Annotated in this window: 14 protein-coding genes and 2 riboswitches; of the genes, 4 read left to right on the top strand and 10 right to left on the bottom strand. The window is 63.3% G+C overall.

Translation table 11 applies throughout. The features are described 5' to 3' along the window. Positions 1-22: 22 nt before the first annotated feature. Positions 23-1,279, bottom strand: a complete 1,257-nt coding sequence (locus tag FHS03_RS15055) for a glycosyltransferase (RefSeq protein ID WP_183441777.1) — start codon at positions 1,277-1,279, stop codon at positions 23-25. A gap of 92 nt (positions 1,280-1,371) precedes the next feature. Continuing rightward, positions 1,372-2,034, bottom strand: a complete 663-nt coding sequence (locus tag FHS03_RS15050; RefSeq protein ID WP_183441776.1) for a DNA alkylation repair protein — start codon at positions 2,032-2,034, stop codon at positions 1,372-1,374. A gap of 265 nt (positions 2,035-2,299) precedes the next feature. Here FHS03_RS15050 and FHS03_RS15045 point away from each other — a divergent pair, with 265 nt between their 5' ends. Both FHS03_RS15045 and FHS03_RS15040 read left to right on the top strand, forming a co-directional pair. Then, a complete protein-coding gene (locus tag FHS03_RS15045) occupies positions 2,300-7,732 on the top strand; it encodes a beta strand repeat-containing protein (RefSeq protein ID WP_183441775.1) in 5,433 nt (1,810 codons plus the stop codon). A 14-nt stretch (positions 7,733-7,746) separates the two neighbouring features. Next, positions 7,747-8,433 carry an outer membrane protein gene (locus tag FHS03_RS15040; protein ID WP_183441774.1) on the top strand — a complete coding sequence of 229 codons (687 nt, stop codon included), beginning with the start codon at positions 7,747-7,749 and terminating at the stop codon, positions 8,431-8,433. A 63-nt stretch (positions 8,434-8,496) separates the two neighbouring features. Here FHS03_RS15040 and FHS03_RS15035 read toward each other — a convergent pair whose 3' ends face one another. The 6 genes from FHS03_RS15035 to FHS03_RS15010 all read right to left on the bottom strand — a co-directional run bounded on the left by FHS03_RS15035 (position 8,497) and on the right by FHS03_RS15010 (position 12,965). Beyond that, positions 8,497-9,273 (bottom strand): peptidylprolyl isomerase, encoded by a 777-nt coding sequence (locus tag FHS03_RS15035; protein ID WP_183441773.1) that lies wholly within the window; start codon positions 9,271-9,273, stop codon positions 8,497-8,499. A 70-nt stretch (positions 9,274-9,343) separates the two neighbouring features. After that, positions 9,344-10,123 carry a peptidylprolyl isomerase gene (locus FHS03_RS15030; protein ID WP_183441772.1) on the bottom strand — a complete coding sequence of 260 codons (780 nt, stop codon included), beginning with the start codon at positions 10,121-10,123 and terminating at the stop codon, positions 9,344-9,346. Positions 10,124-10,257: 134 nt separating this feature from the next. Continuing rightward, on the bottom strand, positions 10,258-10,530 hold the full coding sequence (locus FHS03_RS15025) for a BolA family protein (protein WP_183441771.1): 273 nt from the start codon (positions 10,528-10,530) through the stop codon (positions 10,258-10,260). Further along, positions 10,527-11,156 carry a septation protein A gene (locus tag FHS03_RS15020; protein WP_183441770.1) on the bottom strand — a complete coding sequence of 210 codons (630 nt, stop codon included), beginning with the start codon at positions 11,154-11,156 and terminating at the stop codon, positions 10,527-10,529. The genes FHS03_RS15025 and FHS03_RS15020 overlap by 4 nt, the downstream gene beginning before the upstream one ends. A 7-nt stretch (positions 11,157-11,163) precedes the next feature. Next, positions 11,164-11,562: a peptide-methionine (R)-S-oxide reductase MsrB gene (msrB, locus tag FHS03_RS15015; RefSeq protein ID WP_183441769.1), complete on the bottom strand. Its 399-nt coding sequence runs from the start codon at positions 11,560-11,562 to the stop codon at positions 11,164-11,166. An 8-nt stretch (positions 11,563-11,570) separates the two neighbouring features. Next, entirely contained in the window at positions 11,571-12,965 is a 1,395-nt protein-coding gene (locus FHS03_RS15010; protein ID WP_229426232.1) for a protein adenylyltransferase SelO, read from the bottom strand. Between the two features lie 277 nt (positions 12,966-13,242). Between FHS03_RS15010 and FHS03_RS15005 the strand changes: the two genes are divergently transcribed. Continuing rightward, a complete protein-coding gene (locus tag FHS03_RS15005) occupies positions 13,243-14,910 on the top strand; it encodes a 3-(methylthio)propionyl-CoA ligase (protein ID WP_307729547.1) in 1,668 nt (555 codons plus the stop codon). A 139-nt stretch (positions 14,911-15,049) separates the two neighbouring features. Beyond that, positions 15,050-15,808 carry a PEP-CTERM sorting domain-containing protein gene (locus FHS03_RS15000; RefSeq protein ID WP_183441768.1) on the top strand — a complete coding sequence of 253 codons (759 nt, stop codon included), beginning with the start codon at positions 15,050-15,052 and terminating at the stop codon, positions 15,806-15,808. A 66-nt stretch (positions 15,809-15,874) separates the two neighbouring features. On the opposite strand, the gene FHS03_RS14995 is transcribed toward FHS03_RS15000, so the two are convergent. Both FHS03_RS14995 and FHS03_RS14990 read right to left on the bottom strand, forming a co-directional pair. Then, positions 15,875-17,704, bottom strand: coding sequence for a S8 family serine peptidase (locus FHS03_RS14995; protein WP_183441767.1), 1,830 nt, complete (start codon positions 17,702-17,704; stop codon positions 15,875-15,877). 96 nt (positions 17,705-17,800) lie between these two features. Next, positions 17,801-17,890: riboswitch (cyclic di-GMP riboswitch) on the bottom strand. A gap of 191 nt (positions 17,891-18,081) precedes the next feature. Continuing rightward, positions 18,082-19,854 (bottom strand): S8 family serine peptidase, encoded by a 1,773-nt coding sequence (locus tag FHS03_RS14990; RefSeq protein WP_183441766.1) that lies wholly within the window; start codon positions 19,852-19,854, stop codon positions 18,082-18,084. 121 nt (positions 19,855-19,975) lie between these two features. Continuing rightward, a riboswitch (cyclic di-GMP riboswitch) is annotated at positions 19,976-20,062 on the bottom strand. Positions 20,063-20,086 lie beyond the last annotated feature (24 nt).

Below are 20,086 nucleotides of genomic sequence, written 5' to 3'. Positions count from 1 at the left end.
CCGACGTTTCAAACTGGCGAATTCAAGCGTGCGCGCTTGAGACAAGCTGGTTTGGCGCGCCGAAGGCGAAATAGCTTTGTGCCGTCCGCTCGGCGATGACGCGGTAGCTGCGGTGGGCGTCGATATATGCCGGTCCAGCCTGGGCGCGGAGGCGTGCCGCCGCCTTGTCGCCAAAAATCTCGCAGATGGCCTTCGCCATGGCGGCAGGGGAACTCTCCGTCAGCCAGCCGGCGCCGGACTCGCTCAGGACTTTTTGCTGGTCAGGATTGTCGTTGCCCACGCACGGCACTTGCAGGGCCAGGTATTCCAGCAGCTTGGTCGGCGAGCTCACATCGTACAAGGTGCCGCGCGGAATATAGGAAATGGCGGCATCGGCGCTGGTGAGCAGGGACCACGCTTCCGCGCTGGGCAGCCAGCCGGTGATCCGCACCACATCGCTCAAGCCCAGCGAGGCGGCATGTTCCAGCAGGCGTGGCACATCGCGCGGCGCCGGCGAATCCCCGATCAGCAGCAGAACGGCATCGGGCACCGTTTGGCGCACCAGATGCAGGGCATCCAAGACCCGGTTCATATCGCGCGAATGATCGAGCGTGCCCAGATAGGCCAGCAAAGGACGGTTTTCCCAGCCTTCCGGACGGCGCGCTTGAGGCTTGGCGGCCACGGCGTCGCCGTCGACGCCCATGGGCACCGGGGTCATCTTATGCGCGGGCACGCCTTCGGACGCCAGCTTGGCCAGCATGGCGTCGCTTTGCACAAAGATATGGTCGGCGTTTGGCAGGACGATACGGTTCAGCAGGAACTGTTCGGCCAGGCCTTTGAGCAGCACGAAGCGGAAGCGCAGACCGCCGCCCGCCCTCAGTTCGCGGCGCGCCCTCTCAATGCGGCCTTCGCACATGGGATAGGACATCCAATAGGCGAAGCGGCTGCCCTTCAGGCGGGCCGCCAGGCAGCCGAGCAGGCCGATCGACACCATATCGCGCACCTGGATCACATCGTATTCGCCGCGGCGGGCCTGGAACAGGCTGCGCGCGCACAAGCGCAGGAAATTCAGTTCGCGCTGCAAGCGGCCACCGCCATGCGCCGGCCGGCGCGCCGAGGCAAAGCTGTGCTCGCCTAGCGGCGCGGCGGAGGCCGACCCCACCACATGGCAGTCAATGCCATAACGCGGCAGATATTTGCCGAACAGGGTGGCGACATCGGCGCGGAAGGTGGGCAGGGGTTCGGGAACCAGTTGCAGGAGTTTCAGGCGTCGCGCGGCGGCGCCAGCGGAATTGCTCATGGGGATGGAGATGAAAGTCGGAATCGGCAGCGATTTTATCAAAGAGCTTGATTCTTTAGCAAAAAACCGTTGCCCTACCGTGCGCTGCCGTTTCAGCCCAGATGGCGTGCCGCTTCGCGGTAGCTGAGCGGCGAGAGTTGCGCGCCGGCCGTGTCGAGGAAGGCGCGCACGGCTTGCGGCCGGTGGTGGGCATAGTCGCGCAAGGCCCAGCCGATGGCTTTGCGGATGAAAAACTCCTCTTCATGGGCCTGGCTCAGACAATAGCGGAACAGGCGCGCTTCGTCGACCGCGTCGCGCCAGCCGAGCTGGTGCAGCAGCGCGATGCGGCGCAGCCAGAAGTCTTCGTGGGCCAGCGCTTCATCCATGCCCTCATGGCTGCCGCGCAGCACCTGGCCGACCAGGCTGGCAAGGCCGTCGACCGTGTCCCACCAGGCTTTCTGCCTTGCCAGTGCCAGCAGTGCGGGCAGTTCCTGGAGCGGCAGCTCTTTCCAGTGCATGGCCAGCAGGTCGATGGCGAGGTATTGGTACTCGCGCTGCGGCAGCTGCCACAGCGTGTGGGCCAGGTGCAGCAAGGCGGCGGCGCCCGCGCCTTTCTGTGCTTTCAACCAGGGCTTGGCGGTGGCGCGGCGCAAAGGCGTGGGCAGACCCAGGAAGTCGAACTGGTTGCGCATATAGGCGCGCATTGCCGGCGCCTTGTCGTGCCGGGCGGCGGCACGCAAGGCGGCATATAAAGGCTCCAGCGCGGCAGTGTTCATGGCAACTCCCCAAAACAAGGTAGATGGCGACTATAGCAGTGCCTTTCGACTAGCAGGAATGAAGCATGTTTCAGCCGTTTGAAGGCGGAAAATGCAACAACTTTTATCTTGGAAGTTTTTGTGCGCACAAGGATTTTGATGCAAGACGCCGCTCGCTTTGCGTGACAGCGGTTTAGTGCACCGCGCTGCTTTTAGCTGGGATAAGATCAATCGCACGGTTTGCTTGTATGCGCATGGTTGTGACCATATTCTGCAAGGGGCGGCGATGGCGATAATTACTGTCTCATTCGGCAACGGTTTTGTTGGGGACTACTCCAAGAATAACGAAGCGATCAATGCCAACTACCTGACCACCTACGGCTGGTCGAATTTCCAGTTCCGCCAGAGCACGGACAACGGCCAGTTCGGCGGCAGCCAGGGCAATGATTATTCCGGCACGATCCTGATTACGGACTCGAACGGCGTGCAGCATGCCATCGACGGCGTGATCAACTGGCGCGCGCCGAGCGGCACCGTCAGCACGATCGTGTTCTACGCCACGGGCGCCAGCCAGACCCTGGCCACCAATAGCGGCACGTATCTGATCGATCCTTTCAGTGGCGCCAATGGCGACCCGCGTACGTTCATCGGCCTGACTTTCAATGGGCAGACGCTGAATATCAGCGGCGGCCAGGTCAACGGCAATGCCGCCACTTCCGGCCTGTTGTCCTCGCTGAATACGTATCTGGGAGCTCAGCCCCAGTTGACCGTCGGCGATGTGGTGGTGGACGAAGGCGCGGGCATTGCCACGGTGACCGTCACCATGAGCAAGGTCAGCAGCGATACGGTGACGGTGAAGTATGCGAGTGCCGACGGTAGCGCCAGCGCCGGCTCTGATTACACCGGCGTCAACGGCACGCTGACCTTCAATCCCGGCGAAACCAGCAAGACCATCCAGATCAGCATCCTGAACGATACGGCGCTCGAGTCGGCCGAAAACTTCGGCATCACGCTGAGCGACAGCCGCTTTGCCGCCATCACCGACAACAGCGCCACTGTGCAGATCACAGATAACGACGCGGTGGCGGTCACGGTCAGCAGTGTGCTGGCTGAGGATGCGGCTAATACCGGCGCGACGCCTACCGACAGCACCGTGACGGAAGGCGCGAGCCTGCGGTACACCGTGGGTCTGAGCGCGGCGGGCGGTAGTGCCACGGAGTTCAGCCTGGCCATCGGCGGCAGCAGCGGCGCCGGCGACTACGGCGCTTTCAGCTTCAGCAATGGCGTGGCCTGGAAGAATGGGAATCCAGCCACAGGCGTGATCGTGGTGCCGGCCGGAGTCGCCAGCTTCACCATCACGGTGCCGACCAGCGACGACGCGCTTATCGAAAATACGGAGAGTCTGACGCTGACCGTGGGCGGCGTGGCCGCGACCGGCAGCATCATTGATAACGATAGCCAGAGCGTGAGCGGCGTGCTGGCCGAGGATGCTGCCAATACGGGCGCCAACCCGGTCGACAGCAGCGTGGTCGAAGGCGGCAGCCTGGCGTACACGGTCGTGCTCAGCGCTGTGGGGATTGCCGCCAGCGAATACAGCCTGGCCGTCGGCGGCACGGCAGCGGCGGCCGACTACGTCAGCTTCAGTTTCAGCGATGGCGTGGCGTGGAAGAATGGTGATCCGCTGACCGGCATTATTGTCGTTCCGGCCGGTGTCGGCAGCTTCCGCATCACGGTCGCTACCGCCGACGACGCGGCAATCGAAAGCGCCGAGAGCCTGACCTTGACCGTGGGCGGCGTCGCGGCGACGGGTACCATCACGGACAACGATAGCCAAAGCGTGAGCAGCGTGCTGGCCGAGGATGCGGCCAATACCGGCGCCAACCCGGTCGACAGCAGCGTGGTCGAAGGCGGCAGCCTGGCATACACGGTCGCGCTCAGTGCTGTGGGCATTGCCGCCAGCGAATACAGCTTGGCCATCGGCGGCACGGCAGCGGTGGCCGACTACGGCAGCATCAGTTTCAGCGATGGCGTGGCGTGGAAGAACGGTGATCCGCTGAGCGGCATCATTGTCGTTCCGGCCGGTGTCGGCAGCTTCCGCATCACGGTCGCCACCACCGACGACGCGGCAATCGAAAGTGCGGAGAGCCTGACCCTGACCCTGACCGTGGGCGGTGTGGCGGCGAGCGGCACCATTACGGATAACGATAGCCAGAGCGTGAGCAGCGTGCTGGCCGAGGATGCGGCCAATGCCGGCGCCAACCCGGTCGATAGCAGCGTGGTCGAAGGCGGCAGCCTACGTTATGCGGTAACACTGAACGCGGCCGGTGTTAGCGCAACCGAATATACTCTGAGCCTGGGCGGCACGGCCTCCGCCGCAGATTACGCCGGCATCAGTTTCAGCGATGGCGTGGCCTGGAAGAACGGCAATCCCGCCAGTGGCATCATCGTTGTACCGGCTGGCGTGGCCAGTTTTGGCATCACCGTCGTCACCAGCGACGATGCGCTGATCGAAAGCACAGAAAGCCTGAGCTTGACGGTGGGCGGCGTGGCGGCCACCGGCACCATCACCGATAACGACAGCCAGAGCGTGAGCGGCGTGGTGGCGGAAGATGCCGCCAATACCGGCGGCAATCCAGTCGACAGCAGCGTAATCGAAGGCGGCAGTCTGCGCTATACGGTGGCGTTGAACGCGGCTGCGCCATCGGCCACCGAGTACACCTTGGGCATAGGAGGCACGGCTTCCGCCGCCGATTACAGCAACATCAGCTTTAGCGATGGGGTGGCCTGGAAGAATGGCAATCCCGCCAGCGGCATCATTGTGGTGCCGGCCGGCGTGGGCGGCTTTGCCATCACGGTGACGACGGCCGACGACGCCGCGATCGAGGTGGCGGAAAGCTTGACCTTGACGGTAGGCGGCGTGGCCGCCACCGGCACCATTACCGATAACGACAGCCTGAGCGTGAGCAGCGTAGTGGCCGAGGACGCGGCGCATGTCGGCGCCATTCCTGTCGACGACAGCGTGGTGGAAGGCGCCAGCCTGCTGTACTCCGTGGTGCTCAACGGCAGCAGCGCGCAGGCCGTGGAGTTCAGTCTGGCCGTGAGCGGCACCGCAGCGGCGGCCGACTATGGCAGTTTTAGCTTCAGCAATGGTGTGGCGTGGAAGAACGGGGATCCGCTGAGCGGCGTGATCGTGGTGCCGGCCAATGTTGGCAGCTTCACCATTACGGTGCCGAGCACCGACGACAGCCAGATCGAGGTGGCGGAAAGCCTGGTGCTGAATGTGGGTGGTTTGTCGGCCAGCGGCACGTTGACCGATAACGATAGTCAGAACGTGGCCAGTGTGCTGGCCGAAGACGCCGCCAATACGGGCGCCAACCCGCCCGACAATAGCGTGGTGGAAGGCGCCAGCCTGCGCTACAGCGTAGCCTTGACCCAGGCCAGTCCGGTGGCCACGGAGTATGCCGTGAGCGTCAGCGGCACGGCCGCTGCCGCCGATTACGGCAGCTTCAGTTTCAGCAATGGCGTGGGCTGGAAAAACGGCAGCCCGGCCAGCGGCATCCTGGTGGTGCCGGCCAATGTGCTCAGCTTTACCGTGACCGTCCCGACCGTGGACGACAGCGCCATCGAATTGGCGGAGAGCTTGACCTTGGCCGTGGGCGGTGTGGACGCCAGCGCCACCATTACCGACAACGATAGCCAGAGCGTCAGTTCGGTGACGGTGCAGGATGCCGGCCACCTGGGCGCCAACGACAATACGGTAGAAGAGGGCGGCGCGCTGCTCTACACGGTATTGCTGAACAGCGCCAGCCCGGCAGCCACCACGCATACGGTCAGCGTGCATGGGACCGCGGCGGCGACGGCCGATTATGGCAGCTTCAGTTTCAGCAATGGCGTAGCCTGGCAGGGCGGCAATCCGAGCAGCGGCATCCTGGTGGTGCCGGCCAATGTCAGCGGCTTTACCATCACGGTGCCGACCGTGGACGACAGCGTCGTGGAAAGCGCGGAAAGCCTGATTCTGACCGTGGGTGGCGTCAGCGCGGCGGGCGCCATCGAAGACAATGACCAGGTGCCGACGACGCCGCCCAAACCGCCGACCGGCCCCATCGACGCCGGTCTGGACCCGACCTCGGACAATGGCTCCAGCAGTAACGATACCGTCACCAGCGTCATCACGCCGGAGTTCACGGTGCGCGCGGAAGGCTATTTGCAGCAGGGCGGCAGTATCCGCCTGGTGGACCCGTCCGGCAAGCAGGTGGGCAGCAATGCCATCAGCGCGGCCGACGCCAGTGCCGGCACGATCAATGTGCAGACCGGCCAGCTCGATGACGGCGTCTATACCTTCCGCGCCGAAATCTATGATGCCAGCGGCAAGCTGCTGGGCAGCGCGCCGGTGAAGGTGACGGTGGTGACGGACGTCGACGGCATCGCACCCTCGGTCGAGCTGGCGGCCAATGGCGGCGACTTCAACCGCGACGGCATCGCCGACTGGCAGCAGCATAATGTGGCGCAACTGCCGCTGGCTTCGCTGGCCGAATTCGAGGCCGGGCGCGCCGCAGCGGCCAGCAGCTTTGGCGCGATTCTGGCCGGCTCGGTGGGCGCGGCCAACGCGGCCGGGGCGGTGCAACTGACCGGCAACGCGCAGTTGGCCGATCTCAGCATGAGCGCGGCGCCGGCGCCCCTGCCCACGAATACCCAGGCCGCCAGCGCCATGTTCAATTTCTCGGTGCGGGCGCGCCCGGACAGCGGACCGTTGCCGGATCTGGACAGCAGCCGTCCCGGCCTGCAGACCCGGGTGGTGCTGGACCTGGCGCCGGGCGGCGTGCAGGCGAACGCCTATCTGAAATGGAATGCGCAGAGCCAGAGCTGGTTTAATTTCGTCGACGACCAGCGTCTCGACACCTTCGATGACGGCGCCACCTTGCTCGACCTGAACGGCGACGGCAAGGCCGACCGCGTCGTGCTGACGCTGACCGATGGTGGTGCCGGCGACGAGGATGGCGTGGCGAATGGGGTTATCGTGGACCCCGGCATGCTGGCCTTCCAGAGCGCACCCAAGCCGCCCGAACCGCCGGCCGCCAAGCCGGTGTTCGCCGTCCTGCTGGCGAACGGCGACCGCTACTACAGCGCCGACGCGGCCGAGGCGGCGCGCATGGCACAGGGCGAGAGCGCGCGCCTGGAAGGCGCTTACTTCGATTCGCTGAGTATTGAAGCCGGTGGCCGCGCCATGCTGCCCAGCTTCCAGCCCTTCACCAGCGACTGGTATTTCGCGGCGGCCGGCCAAAGCCTGCCCTATGCCTGCTATATCGCGCAGCCGGGAGCGGGCTTCCTGGCGGCTGCGGCCGGCGCGGCGGGCTTGACCGACTTCCATCTGTACCAGAACCAGCTTGGCCAGACCCAGCTGCTCTCGGCGGCCCAGGCCGCCAGCTTGGGCCTGGCCGCCCAAGGTTATGGGGACCGCGGTGCGCAGTTCAGCAGCGGCACGGCCAGCGCCTTCGCTTTCGACGCCGAAGGGTATCTGGTGGCGAACCGGGAAAATGCGGGCATCGTGGCCCTGGTCGGCAGCCTGGCCCAGCGTTTTTCATCGAGTTCGGCGGCGGGCTTCATCGAGGCGGTGGAGCAGCATTATCTCGGCCAGGTGCAATTGGTCGGTTTGCCGCATGGCGGAGCGGCCGGGGCGGCGGAATTGAATGCCGCCTTCGGCACCCATTTCAACGCGTAAGCAAAGGGGGACGAATGAGGGCAAGGACGCGGCAGACAAGGCAGATTTCCGGCGCGCTCGCCATCCTGGCCGCGCTCACGGCCGGGGCCGCATTGACGGCGCCGCCGGCGCGGGGGCAAACGCCGGGTGCGCAGTATTACACCGGCCTGCATCTGGGCCAGCACAGCCGCGAAACCTGGCCGGCCAGCGTCGATTTCGGCGGCGCGCGCGCGGATGGCGCGCTGGAGCTGGCGCGCGCCGGCCATGGCGGCGCGATACTGGGACGCCAGGGCGAGTCCACGCGGCTGGAACTGGAATACCAGCGCGGCCGGATCAAACTGGAGCGGATCACCCTGGCCGCCATCAGCGAAACCAGTTCGGCCAGCAGCCATTACGCGACGGCGATGTTGAACGCCTACTGGCAGCCCAGACTGACGGGCGAGTTGTCGGCCTTCGCCGGCCTGGGCGTGGGCTGGGCCTCGGTAACGCTGCCAGAGGCCAGCTTCAGCAATGGCTGCCACTGTTTTGGGCCGGCACGCAAGCGCGGCAGCGCCTGGCAATGGCGCCTGGGTGCCGAGTACCGGCTGGCGCCGCAACACGCCGTGTTCCTGGCCTGGACCCGCTTGCGCTTGCCCGGCCCGCATGCCGACGGCACGCCTTCCGCCAGCTACCGCGCCCAGCATTTCAACGCCGCCAGCCTCGGCTACCGCTACCTGTTCTGAGGCCCGTAAACGACAAAAGCACTCCGTGGAGTGCTTTTGCGGGCCAGAACGGGGTGGAAAGCCTTATTGAATCTTGGCTTTCTTCATCAGCTCTTCGCGGTAGGTCGCGATCTTGCGCTGGGTCAGGGCTTCTTCCACGCGCTCCTTCAGTTCCTCGTAGGACGGCACTTTGCCGGCGCGGCTGCCTTCCAGCTTGATCACGTGGAAGCCGAACTGCGACTGCACCGGCTTGTCGGTGACCTGGCCGTCTTTCAGGGCCACCATGGCCTCGGAGAAAGGCTGCACATAGGTCGAAGGCGTCGCCCAGCCCAGGTCGCCGCCGTTGTTGGCGGAACCGTCTTTCGACACCTTGGCCAGTTCTTCGAACTTGCCGCCGGCTTTCAGTTTGGCGATGATGTCGGTGGCTTCTTTCTCGGTGCCGACCAGGATGTGGCGGGCGTGGTATTCCTTCTCGTTGCGCGAAGCCTTGAACTTCTCGTACTCGGCTTTCACGTCGGCTTCCTTGACCGGATTCTTTTTCAGGTATTCCTGCCACATGGCGTTGATGATGATGCTCTGGCGCGCATTGTCCAGGGCTGCCTTCACTTCAGGCTTGGTGCCGAAGCCTTGCTTGTCCGCTTCCTGGATCAGCACTTCGCGGGCGATCAAGTCTTTCTTGATCATCTCGCGCAGCTGCGGCGAATCGGGCTGGCGGCTCTGGGCTACCACTTGCTTGACCGCGGCGTCCAGGCGCGCTTGGGGAATCGCTTTGCCATTGACGGTCGCCAGGGTTTGCGCCATGACGGGCGCGGCGGCGATAGCGGTCAGGGCGATCAACAGACGGGCGGGCTTCAAAATCATTGTCTATTCCTATGAAGGGTAGGGTGGAAAGAAGACCGGCGCCTCTGGGGCGCCGGCATCGTTTTGCTAATTACTGTACTTTGGCTTTCTTGGTCAGCTCTTCCTGATACGCCTGTACTTTCTTCTGGGTCAGGGCTTCGCCGATTTGCGGCTTCAGCTCGTCCAGGGTCGGCAGCTTGGCGGCGCGCACATCATCGACCTTGATCACGTGGAAACCGTTCGGGGTTTGCACGGCTTTCTCGGTGATCTGGCCTTTTTGCAGGCCGACGAAGGCGTCCGAGAAGACTTTCGGGAAGGCCGATGGCACTGCCCAGTCCAGGTCGCCGCCGCTGCTGGCGGTGCCGGTGTCTTTCGAGGTCTTGGCCAGGTCTTCGAACTTGGCGCCGCCCTTCAGTTTGGCGATGACTTCATTGGCCTGGGCTTCGGTTTCCAGCAGGATGTGGCGTACGTGGTATTCCTTGTCGCCGGTCTGGGCTACGAAGCGGTCGTATTCAGCCTTGATCTCGGTGTCCTTGACCGGGTTCTTCTTCAGGTACTCGGTGATGAAGGCGTTGATGATGATGGCTTGACGGGCATTTTCCAGTTGCTGTTTGACGGCGGCATCCTTGTCGAAGTTCTGCTTCACCGCTTCTTGCATCAGCACTTCGCGGCCGATCAGTTCACGCTTGATCGCCTCGCGCAGTTGTGGGGAGTCGGTCTGCTGGCCTTGGGCCACCAGTTGTTTGACTGCTGCTTCCACGCGCGAGGTAGGAATCGCTTTGCCGTTAACCACAGCAATGTTCTGTGCAAATACAGGTGCCGACGCTACGGCGAGAAGTGCGAGCAGCAGACGAGCTGGCTTGAAAGTCATTATTAATTCCTAGGGGAAAAGTTCTTGAAAATCGCGGTAAAACGGGATTTGGATCGCGGAGCAGACTCAGCGCTTCAACTTGAATAGTCTATGTGATGAGCTTCTTTGATGTTAGTCCCAAATTGCCGCGCATATCATACTTCCGATGGTGCCAATGCGGTAATGGCCAATGCATGAATTTCTTTATGCATCATATCGTGCACGGAATCATACACCAGACGATGCCTTGTGACGAGTTTATGACCTTCGAATTGCGCCGAAACGATTTTCAGGCGGTAATGGCCCCCGCCGGAGGCGGCGCCGGCATGGCCGGCATGCAGGGCCGATTCATCGTCCAGCACCATTTCCAGCGGGCTGAAGGCGGCTTGCAGGCGCGCCCGGATTTCTGCGATGCGCGCGTCGTTCATGCCTCGTCCTTGATATGTTTAGTCAGATAAATCGTCTGCGCAATAATGAACACAAACATGATGCCGGTCACGCCAAAGACCTTGAAACTGACCCAGGCGCCGGTGTCGGTGCGGAACAACACAAAGGCCACGAACAGGTTCAGGAAGCCCAGGATCACCCAGAACGTCATCCAGGCCAGGTTCAGGCGGTGCCAGATTTCCTCGGGCAGGGCGAATTGTTTTTCCATTGCGGCGCGCATCAGGTTTTTGCGGAAACCCCAATGGGCCACCATCATGCCGACGGCAAAGCACCAGTAGATAATGGTCGGCTTCCATTTGATGAAGTTATCATCATGGAAATAAATCGTCAGGCCGCCGAACATCACGAAAATCAGCAGGGAGAGCCAGAGAATGCCGTCGACCTTGAGCCGGCGCAGCAGCAGCGAGGCAATTTGAATCGCGGTGGCCACGATGCCGGACAGGCTGGCAATGATAATCGGCGCCTGGCTGGCCGTGACGACGCCACCGGAAATGATGGCGCTGAAATGGTCGTTGATAAAAGCCTGGGCCACGGCTTCATTCGAACCGGCCCATTTATAACTGCCGAAAAACACCAGCAGCGGGAATAAATCAAACAGGAATTTCATATTGTATTCAGTCTTGAGGGGCAAAACGCAGGGACGCCGAATTGATGCAATAACGCAATCCGGTCGGCGGCGGCCCGTCCGGGAAGACATGGCCCAGATGGGCGTCGCAGACTGCGCAAATAATTTCGGTGCGCAGCATACCATGCGAGCGGTCAACTTTCTCGATTACCTTGGCCGGGTCCAGCGCCTGGAAATAGCTGGGCCAGCCGCAGCCTGAGTCGAATTTGGCGTCCGAGGCGAATAGCGGCGTGTCACAGCAGACGCAGGTGTAAATGCCGTGCGCGTGATGGTCCCAGTATTTGCCGGTGAAGGCGCGTTCGGTGGCGGCATGGCGCGTCACCTGGTATTCCAGCGGATCGAGCTGGGCGCGCCACTCGGCATCGCTTTTTTGTACTTTGTCGTTCATGGTTGCTTTCAGGATGAGCAGCTGACTTCCAGATGGCTTGCCCAGTCGGGCGGCAAGGCGGCGTAGTGTTCGTTTTCCGGCTGTTCCTCATAGGGGCGCTGCAACACCGCGAGCAGGCGCGCCACTTCAGTAAAGTCCTTATTCTGCGCCTTTTCAATGGCTTGCTGCGCCAGATAGTTGCGTAAGACATACTTGGGGTTGACCAGATTCATCGCCGCGCGGCGCGCGCCGTCCTCGCTGTTCTCTGCGCGCAGACGGGCGCGGTACTGCTCGGCCCAGGCGTCGAAGGCGGGCCGGTCGATGAACAGGTCGCGCAGCGGCTCGTCGCCCGCGGCCGAAGCCGCCTGCAAGCCGCCCAGGCGGCGGAAGAACAGGGTGAAATCGGCATGATTGGCCTGCAACAGCTCGAACATGGCGTCGAACAGGGCGCGGTCTTCCGCGCGTTCTTCTTTCAGACCCAGCTTGGCGTGCAGCAGGCGGTCGATGGCGGCGGCGAACTCGGGTTGGTAGACGTCGAGCGCGGCCTGGGCGGTGTCGACTTCGCCGATCAGCGGCAGCAGGGCTTGCGCCAGCGCATAGCAATTCCAGTGGCCGATCTGCGGCTGCATGGCGTAGGAATAGCGGCCCTGCTGGTCGCTGTGGTTACAGATGTGCTGCGGGTCGAAGGCTTCCATGAAGCCGAAGGGACCGTAGTCGAGGGTCTGGCCGAGGATGGACATATTGTCGGTGTTCATCACGCCGTGCATGAAGCCGACCGCCTGCCACTGGGCGATCAGGCGCGCCGTGCGCCGCGCCACTTCCTCCAGCAGGGCGGCATAGGGATTGGCCGCCGCCAGCAAGTCTGGATAGAAGCGGCCGATCACATAGTCGGCCAGGATTTTCAGCTCATCCGGCTTGTTCTTGTAGAACCAATGCTCGAAGGAGCCGAAGCGCACGAAGCTGGGTGCCATGCGGATCACCACGGCCGCCGTTTCGATGCTTTCGCGCACCACGCCCTGGTCCGAACCGGCCACCGAGAGGGCGCGCGAAGTCGGGATGCCGAGTGCGTGCATGGCTTCCGAGCACAGGAATTCGCGGATCGAGGAGCGCAGCACGGCGCGGCCGTCGCCCATGCGCGAGTAGGGCGTCAGGCCGCTGCCTTTCCATTGCAGCTCCAGCGGCCCCTCGGCGCTGGCGACATCGCCCAGCAAGATGGCGCGGCCGTCGCCGAGCTGGCCGGCCCAGACGCCGAACTGGTGGCCGGAATACACGGCGGCGAGCGGCTGGGAGCGGTCGGGCACGCGGTTGCCGATCAGCAGGTCCAAGCCATCGGCGCCGGCCAGCGCCTGGGCATCGAGGCCGGCCAGCTGGGCGGCGGCCGGACTGAGCGCCACCAGATAGGGCGCCGGCAGCGGCGTCGGCATCAGACGCGTGTAGAAGGCCGGCGGCAGGCTGGCGAAGGAATTGTCCAGAGGCAGGGAGAAAATGGCAGTTCCGATCGGTAAGGGCTGGTAAAGCGCGGATTTTAACGCATAGAAGCGATTTTATTGCGGCCGCCCCGGATTGCAAGAGGGGCTTTACATCTGCTGACAAAAGCCGCCCTTTCTATACTGCATTGCAGCATGGAAATCGGTTGACGGCGGCCCGCGCCGCAACCGACACTCGTTATGAAAAAAACAAATCCAGCACACAGGAGCCCGCATGCCAGCCTTGCCTTCCAGCCCCCTGATGGGGCAAATGATGGATGAGCCGCTGCTCATCTCCAGCATTATCGAATTCGCCGCCCGCCATTACGGCGCCAGCGAAATCGTTTCGCGCCGGGTTGAGGGCGATCTTCACCGCTACACATACCGCGAGTGCCGCCAGCGCGCCTGCCGCCTGGCCAATGCCCTGCACTGGCTGGGCGTGCGCATGGGCGAGCGGGTGGCGACCCTGGCCTGGAACGGTTACCGCCACCTGGAAGCGTATTACGCCGTGTCCGGCTCGGGCGCCGTGCTGCACACGATCAATCCGCGCCTGCATCCGGACCAGCTGGCCTACATCATCAACCACGCCGAAGACCAGTACCTGCTGTTCGACCTCAACCTGCTGCCCCTGGTGGAAGCGGTGGCGCCGCATTGCAAGGGCGTCAAAGGCTATATCCTGCTGGCCGGCCCGGAGCACCTGCCGGCCGAGACGAAGATTCCAGAGCTGATGAGCTACGAGGCGCTGATCGCCACCCATTCCGACGATTTCGCCTGGCCCAAATTCGATGAGAACGCGGCCGCCTCGCTGTGCTACACCTCGGGCACCACCGGTAATCCGAAAGGCGCGCTGTATTCGCACCGCTCGACCGTGCTGCACGCCTACGGTTCGGCCGTGCCGAACGCGCTCAACGTGTCCTCGCGCGACACCGTGCTGCCGGTGGTGCCGATGTTCCATGTGAACGCCTGGGGCTTGCCGTACTCGGTGCCGCTGTCGGGCGCCAAGCTGGTCTTTCCCGGCTGCGCGCTGGACGGCAAATCGCTGTACGAATTGTTCGAAAGCGAAAAAGTCAGCTTCTCGGCGGGCGTGCCGACGGTCTGGCTGGGCCTGGTCAACTATGTGCTGCAGCATGGCTTGAAGTTCTCGACCTTCCGCCGCACCGTGATCGGCGGCGCGGCCTGTTCGCCGACGCTGATGAATACCCTGATCGACGAGCTGGACGTGGAGGTGATCCATGCGTGGGGCATGACCGAGATGTCGCCGCTGGGCACGGCGGGCGGCCTGCTGGCGCGCCATTTGGAACTGCCGCGCGCCGAGCAGCGCAAGGTGCTGCTGAAACAGGGCCATGCCATCTTCGGCGTCGATATGCGCATCGTCGACGACGAGGGCAAGCTCTTGCCTTGGGATGGCAGCAGCTACGGCCATTTGCAGGTGCGCGGGCCGTGGATCATCCATTCCTATTTCAAGGACGAGGGCGGCCAGGTGTTGGAGGATGGCTGGTTCCCCACCGGCGACGTGGCCACCATCGACGCCGACGGCTATATGCAGATCACCGACCGCAGCAAGGATGTGATCAAGTCCGGCGGCGAGTGGATCGGCACCATCGACCTGGAAAATATTGCGATGTCGCATCCGGCGGTGTCGCAGGCGGCCTGCATCGGCGTGCGCCATCCGAAATGGGATGAACGTCCCTTGCTGGTCGTGGTCTGTAAACCAGGGCAAAGCGTGAGCCGCGAGGACTTGCTGCAGTTTTACGACGGCAAGGTCGCCAAATGGTGGTTGCCGGACGACGTGGTCTTTGCCGAGGCGCTGCCGGTGGGCGGCACGGGCAAGATCCAGAAGAACAAGCTGCGCGAGCAATTCCGCAATTACCAGCTGGCAACGTCAGAAACCCCGACAACATAAGCGCATCCTGTCGGGAAACTTTACATCCGCAAGCCATTATTTAAGCTTGCTCAATGCAAGTTATTGATTTTTCTCACATTCCCTCCGCTGGCATGGGATATGCACACTTCCAGCCTGCAATTCACGAGCGGAGGGAAATATGAAAAACCTGAAAAAGACTGTCTTGGCAAGCGGCTTGGCGCTGGCCCTATTGGCAGGCATCACCCCAGTATCGCAAGCGACCGTGCTGACCATAGATTTCGCCATGAAAGGCGCATTCTCTGGTACGCCACCTAGCGACCCGGTAGATCCGAACGCCGTTTTCGCCCGCGCCGTTTTCGACGATGGCGGCGGTACGGGGAGCGTCACGCTCACCATGAACGTGTTGACCAACCTGCTTGTTGGCGCCTATGTCAGCGACTGGTATTTCAATCTTGATCCGACCATCATGAATCTGGCCGACGCGCCGACTTTTACGCCGGTGGCGGGCTTCGTGGCGGCCGACTCGATCACACTCGACAAAAACCCGAATGGCTTCCCGAACTGCTGCAAGGCGGACGGTACCGGTGGCGACTATGATATCTGGTTCGCCTTCCCCCAAGCCAACCCCGGTGAGCTAGCGCGCGGCAACACTTCGAAGTACACCATTACCGGCACCGGTTTGACTGCCAATTCCTTCAATTTCCTGTCCGTGCCGCAGAATTCCGATGACGGCAGTTATATTAGCGCCGTGCATGTGCAGGGCTATTCGAGCAGCGTCTGGGTCGCCGGCAGCGGCAGCACCGGTGGTGGTGGCGGTGGAGGCGGCGGCGGTTCGGGGGGCGAGGTGCCGGAACCGGGCAGCTTGCTGCTGGTCGGCCTTGGCCTGCTGTCCCTCGGTCTGGGCCGCAAGCTGCACCTAGGTTCGAAGACGGAGTGAAGGCCGCTCCCTCTTCTCAAAAGAATCAGCCCCGCACATGCGGGGCTGATTTTTTTTGCAGGCAGATTACTTCGTCACTTGCACGGAACTGCTGGAACGGTTGCCGGCCTTATCCGTTGCGATGCTCTGGAGCGTGTGCTGGCCGGCGCTCAGGCCGCCCGTTTTCCAGGCATAGGACAGGCTGCTGCCGCTGCCGGTGGCTTTGAGCTGGCCGTCGATATACAGCGCCAGCGCAATGCCGGCGGCGCCACTATTGTCGGCAGCGCTCACCTTCACATTGACGTTGCCGCTGACCCTGCCCGATACCGGATTGGTGATCTTCACTGTCGGCGCTTGCGTGTCGGCGCTCACGACCGTGGTGCTGTTGGCGACGTTGACCGACACAGGGGTGGAAGAAGCCACATTGCCCGCCGCATCGTAAGCCACGGCGACCAGGGCGGCCATGCCGTTCGCCACGCCTTTCGAATCCCAGGAGAAGGCGTAAGGGGCGCTGCTGTCGCTGGCCACCACAGTATTGTTGACCTTCAGGTCGACCCGCGCCACGCCGACGTTATCGGCGGCATTGACACCCACGCTCACTGTGCCCGTGACCGAGCTGCTGGCCGAGGGCGAGGCGATGGCGACGGTGGGCGCGCTGGTGTCCTTGCTCACGGTGGCGCTGGCGTTGCGGGCGGCGGCCACGGCGGCGGCGGCGTTCACGCGGCCGTTGCCGAAATAGATATCGCGGCCCGGCGTGCCGAGGTCGACGGCGGTCGAGTACAGCAGGCTTTCGATCTTGGCGCCGTCCAGGGCGGGATTGGCGGACATCATCAGCGCCGCCACGCCGGCCGCGACCGGGCTGGCGAAGGAGGTGCCGTTCCAGGCGCTGTAGCCGCCGCTCATATTGGTGGTGTAAATATAGGAGCCGGGCGCCGACAGCGAAACGAAGCTGCCATAGCTGGAGAAGCTGGAGCGGGCGTCGGCGCTGTCGGTGGCCGACACCGCGATCATGCTGCTGGTCGGCGCGTAGCCCTCATCGCGGTTGTTATTGCCGGCCGCGACGAACAGCAGGCCGCCCTTGCTCTTCAGGTAATTGGCCGCGCTCTGGACGGCCGCGCTGGCGGGAGCGCTGTCGTAGCTCAGGTTCACCACGCGCGCGCCGTGGTCGGCGGCGTAAGTCACGCCACTGGCCATGGTCGAGTAGTAAGCGTAGCAGGAGCCGGAGGCATCCTTGAAGGCAATGCGCACCGGCATGATTTTGGCGTTGCCCGCCACACCAGCCACGCCGGCGCCATTGTCCATGGCCGCGGCGGCGACGCCGGCCACGGCCGTACCGTGGCCGCAGACATCGCTGGTGTCGGCATTATTGCCGTCGACATTCCAGCCGGCCACCAGGCGCGGCGCCAGATCCGGATGGGCGCTGTAAATGCCGCTGTCGAGGATGGCGATGGTCACGCCGGCGCCTTGGGCCAGATCCCAGGCGGCAGGCGCGCCGATCTTGCCGATATGCCATTCGCTGCCCAGGTAAGGGTCGTTCGTGGTGGCGCTGAGCTTGACGCGACGGTCCAGCTCCACGTATTTGAATTGCGGATCCTTGCGCAGCTTGGCGAGCGCGGCCTTTTCCGAACCAGGCGGCAGGTCGATCATGTGGATATTGCTTTGCCCCATCTTGCGGCGCTTGCCCTTGTGTGGACGGATGGCCTCGTCGAACCCGGCCTCGCTCACGCCTTCGCGCGGCTCGACCAGGATGCGGCCATGGGCGTATTCGCTGTCGGCCAGATCGTCGTCCTGCTGGACATGCTGCGGTTTGGCGCCGTGCGCGGGCGGCGTGACGGCTGCCAGGGCGGCTGCCGCCACGAGGAGGGAGGCGGACAGGAAGGTTTTGTCTTGCAGAAAAATAGTCGTGCGCTTCTTCATGGAGTAGTCCAGTTTTCAAAAAATACCGAAAAGAGGACTGCCGGCCGCCCATCTGCATGAGCGATTGAAGACACGCACCATCGCTGGCGCTCAGAGTCTGGCAGTCCTGCCGTCATGGGGGAGTGTTCGCCCCTTAGACCGTTGACTTTGCGTCCCGCGCTTTCGCGCGGTTTGCCTTTATCAGCTTGTTGAACTGCTGAGTATGCAAAGTTGGTGGGTGCATTCTAGCAAAGCATAAGGCTGAGCTAAATCAATGACTTACGTCAATTATGCGCAGCAACTATCAATGTAATAGTTGAATTTAATAGTATTAAGCAGCATTAATCCGGAACAAATAAAAAACCGGGCAATTGCCCGGTTTTTAGAGTGGGCGGTGATCAGCGGGTAACTTGCACGCTGGTGCTGGTCGTGTTGCCGGCCGCATCCTTGGCCACGATCTGGATGGTATGCGCGCCACTGCTTTCCTTGCGGGTGTTCCAGCTGTAACCCAGGCTGCTGCCGGTGCCGGAAGCTTTCTTTGCGCCATCGATGTACAGGGTCAGCGAGATGCCGGCCGCACCATTGTTGTCGGCCGCGCTGATGCCCACGTTGACGGTGCCGCTGACCGCGCCGGAAGTCGGGTTGGTGATGGCGACGGTCGGTGGCGTGGTGTCTATCGCCGGAGCGGGCACGCCGTTGGCCACGTTGACCGAAATCGGGGTGGAGGAGGCGGCATTGCCGGCCGCGTCATATGCTACGGCAACCAGTTGCGCCATGCCGTTCACGACGCCGTTGGAATCCCAGGCGAAGGAGAAGGGGCCGGCGGTATCGGTGGCAACCACGGTGCCGTTCACTTTCAGGTCGACGCGGGTGACGCCGACGTTGTCGCTGCTGCTGGTGGTGACGGTCACGGTGCCGGAGACGGTGCTGTTGGCCAGCGGCGCGGCCAGGGCAACGGTTGGCGCCACGGTATCGGCTGGCGGCGCATAGTTCTTGGCGGCTTGCACGGCGGCGCCGGCGTCCACGCGGCCGTAGCCGAAGATCGGGTCGCGGCCGGCGGCGCCCAGGTCGGCGGCGGTGGAGAACAGCAGGCTTTCGATCTTGCCGCTGTCGAGGGCCGGGTTGGCGGCCATCATCAGGGCGGCCACGCCGGCGGCGATCGGACTGGCAAAGGAGGTGCCATTCCAGGCGCTGTAGCCGAGGCTGTTGTTGGTGGTGTAGATATAGGAGCCAGGCGCGGCCAGCGAAACGAAGTTGCCGTAGCTGGAGAAGCTGGAGCGCGCGTCGCTGCTGTCGGTGGCCGACACGGCGATCAGGCTGGTGCTGGCGGCGAAGCCCTCGTCGCGGTTGTTGTTGCCGGCGGCGATGAAGACCAGGCCGCCCTTGTTCTTCATATACTGCGATGCGCTCTGGATGGCCGAGCTGCCTGCCGCGCCGTCGAAGCTGACGTTAGCGATGCGGGCGCCGTGGTCGGCGGCCCAGGTGATGCCGCTGGCGATGGTGCTGTAGTAGGCGTAGCAGCTGTTGGTGGCGGTATCGAGGTAGGCGATACGTACCGGCATGATCTTGGCCTGGCCGGCCACGCCAGCCACACCGGCGCCGTTGTTGGTGGCGGCGGCGGCGCTGCCCGCCACCGGGGTGCCGTGGCCGCAGACGTCGGAGGTGTCGGTGTTGCTGCCGTAGATGTTGTAGCCGGCGACCAGATTCGGGGCCAGGTCGGGGTGGGCGCCGTTCACGCCGGAGTCCAGGATGGCGATGACCACGCCGGCGCCCTGCGAAGCGTCCCAGGCGGCCGGGGCGTTGATCTTGGCCTGGTGCCATTCGCTGCCCATGTAGGGGTCATTGACGGCCATGCTGACTTTGACGCGCTTGTCCAGCTCAGCGAATTTCACGCCGGGGTGCTTTTTCAGCTGGGCCAGCACGGCTTGTTCATTGGCGTTGGCTGGCAGTTCGACGACGTGCAGATTGCTCTGGCCCAGCTTGCGGCGCTTGCCGCCGTGCGGCTTGAGCATGGTTTCGAATTCGGTGGCGGTCAGGCCGGCGCGGGCTTCTACCAGGAGGCGGCCACGGGCAAATTCCGCGTTATCGTTAGCTGCGAAGGCGGGTGCGGCCAGGGTTGCCAGGGCGGTTGCGATTGCTGCGGAGAAGGCCGAGGTGGTGATGAATTTCATGGTAGCGAGTCCTATATTTCCAAAGTTCTGAAAAAGTAAGGACTGCCGCCTGCCCGATGAGGGACAGATTGGAGACGCCACGCAGGTATACCAACACCTATCGTGTGTACGATGTACTAAGTCTGGCAGTCCTGCCGTCATAGAGCCGAAGCCCCTTAGACCGATGACTTTGCGTCCCAGGCTTTCGCCTGGTTTGCCCTTGTCAGTTAGTTGCTGGATGGAATCTTATGTC

It is taken from the genome of Pseudoduganella violacea (assembly GCF_014191875.1).
GTDB classification, from domain to species: domain Bacteria; phylum Pseudomonadota; class Gammaproteobacteria; order Burkholderiales; family Burkholderiaceae_D; genus Rugamonas; species Rugamonas violacea_A.
This window is presented reverse-complemented; position numbering and strand designations above follow the sequence as displayed.

Coding starts and splice junctions, on each gene's coding strand:
- FHS03_RS15010 (WP_229426232.1), bottom strand. CDS start 12,965: ATGCCGACGCCGCTGCCGGCGCCCTATCTGGTGGCGCTCAGTCCGGCC.
- FHS03_RS15040 (WP_183441774.1), top strand. CDS start 7,747: ATGAGGGCAAGGACGCGGCAGACAAGGCAGATTTCCGGCGCGCTCGCC.
- msrB (WP_183441769.1), bottom strand. CDS start 11,562: ATGAACGACAAAGTACAAAAAAGCGATGCCGAGTGGCGCGCCCAGCTC.
- FHS03_RS15050 (WP_183441776.1), bottom strand. CDS start 2,034: ATGAACACTGCCGCGCTGGAGCCTTTATATGCCGCCTTGCGTGCCGCC.
- FHS03_RS15005 (WP_307729547.1), top strand. CDS start 13,243: ATGCCAGCCTTGCCTTCCAGCCCCCTGATGGGGCAAATGATGGATGAG.
- FHS03_RS15000 (WP_183441768.1), top strand. CDS start 15,050: ATGAAAAACCTGAAAAAGACTGTCTTGGCAAGCGGCTTGGCGCTGGCC.
- FHS03_RS15030 (WP_183441772.1), bottom strand. CDS start 10,123: ATGACTTTCAAGCCAGCTCGTCTGCTGCTCGCACTTCTCGCCGTAGCG.
- FHS03_RS15020 (WP_183441770.1), bottom strand. CDS start 11,156: ATGAAATTCCTGTTTGATTTATTCCCGCTGCTGGTGTTTTTCGGCAGT.
- FHS03_RS15035 (WP_183441773.1), bottom strand. CDS start 9,273: ATGATTTTGAAGCCCGCCCGTCTGTTGATCGCCCTGACCGCTATCGCC.
- FHS03_RS15045 (WP_183441775.1), top strand. CDS start 2,300: ATGGCGATAATTACTGTCTCATTCGGCAACGGTTTTGTTGGGGACTAC.
- FHS03_RS14990 (WP_183441766.1), bottom strand. CDS start 19,854: ATGAAATTCATCACCACCTCGGCCTTCTCCGCAGCAATCGCAACCGCC.
- FHS03_RS14995 (WP_183441767.1), bottom strand. CDS start 17,704: ATGAAGAAGCGCACGACTATTTTTCTGCAAGACAAAACCTTCCTGTCC.
- FHS03_RS15025 (WP_183441771.1), bottom strand. CDS start 10,530: ATGAACGACGCGCGCATCGCAGAAATCCGGGCGCGCCTGCAAGCCGCC.
- FHS03_RS15055 (WP_183441777.1), bottom strand. CDS start 1,279: ATGAGCAATTCCGCTGGCGCCGCCGCGCGACGCCTGAAACTCCTGCAA.